The sequence below is a fragment of the Shimia sp. R11_0 genome (genome assembly GCF_017744035.1).
GTDB lineage: Bacteria > Pseudomonadota > Alphaproteobacteria > Rhodobacterales > Rhodobacteraceae > Shimia > Shimia marina.
On sequence record NZ_JAGHQY010000026.1, the window covers coordinates 1 to 1,314 of the forward strand.

Here is a 1,314-nt window from a genome sequence, read left to right on the forward strand (position 1 = left end):
AGCGACAGGCCCATCAGCAGGCCATGCTTGCGGCCGCCGACGAAGAGGTGAAGCTGGTGTCAGGGGAAGCGCTGGAAGACAAAATCAAGGCTTTGGAAAATCCAGCACGCAATGACGTGCAAGCTCTATTGGCAAAGCTCTAACCATAAATGGAGCGCGTCGTTTTACCGGAACGTCCAGGCTGGAAGGCCCTGGCCGAAAAGCTGGGCTTTGGGTTTCACTCAATGTACGGCGCGCCGTATTGGGATGAGAGCCGCGCATACTGCTTTTCGTTGTCCGAGATCGAGAATGACATCGAAGACCCGACAACCGAGCTTTGGCATATGTGCCTGGAGCTTGTCGCGCATGTCGTAGCGGATTCAGCCCTGATGGAAAGGCTGGCCATTCCTCAGGCTTACCACGCCTGGATCAAAGAGAGTTGGCTGCGAAGCGATCCATCTTTGTATGGCCGGTTTGATTTTCACTATGACGGCACTGGACCAGCGAAGATGTTGGAGTTCAACGCCGACACGCCAACGGCCCTTTATGAAACCGGCTTTTTCCAGTGGGTCTGGCTGGAGCAGCAGATTCAGGCCGGCGTGCTGTCAGACGACACCGATCAGTTCAACTCGGTGCAAGATGCGCTAATTGAGCGGTTGCAGCAGATGTTTGCGCCAGGGTACCGCCTCCATTTCTCGAGCGTGAAAAATCTTGAAGAAGAGCGCGCAACAGTGAGGTATTTGGAAGACTGTGCCAAGCAGGCGGACTTGGAGCCAAAGTTTGTCGCCATCGAGGACATTGGCATCGATCATCAAGGGCGATTTGCAGATGACGATGGCTATGTGATCGACACAATTTTCAAACTTTACCCCTGGGAAGACATGTTACGCGAGCGCTTTGGTCCGGCGCTTCTGACAGCGCCACAGAAATGGCTGGAGCCGCCTTGGAAGGCCATTTTATCGAACAAGGGAATATTGCCGCTGCTTTGGAAGATGTTCCCGGGTCATCCAAACCTTCTCCCCAGTTGGTTTGCCGATGACGTACCTAAATGGGTTAATGAGACCGCCCACGTTCAGAAGCCTCTGTTTAGCAGGGAAGGCGCCAACATCAGAGTGGTCAGGCCGGGCCGACCGGTTTTGGAAACAGAGGGGCAATACGGCGCGGAAGGCAGCATTGTGCAAGCCTATCATCCCCCAGCCCGTTTTGGCGCGGACCACATGATGATTGGGTCGTGGGTGATAGGCGACAATGCCTGTGGGCTGTGCGTCCGCGAGGACAGTTCCGAAGTAACGCAGGATTTGTCCCGGTTTGTGCCACATTTTATTCAGGCATGAC

The 1,314-nt window shown here is 54.7% G+C and carries 1 protein-coding gene; it reads left to right on the forward strand.

Going from position 1 to position 1,314, the window contains the following annotated elements; all coding sequences use genetic code 11:
* Positions 1–149 precede the first annotated feature (149 nt).
* Positions 150–1,313, forward strand: a complete 1,164-nt coding sequence (locus J7382_RS19840; protein ID WP_209070718.1) for a glutathionylspermidine synthase family protein — start codon at positions 150–152, stop codon at positions 1,311–1,313.
* The last annotated feature ends 1 nt before the right edge of the window (position 1,314 follow it).

What these genes read in the sequence shown, in the direction of transcription:
- J7382_RS19840 (WP_209070718.1), top strand. Translation starts at nt 150, where the DNA reads ATGGAGCGCGTCGTTTTACCGGAACGTCCAGGCTGGAAGGCCCTGGCC.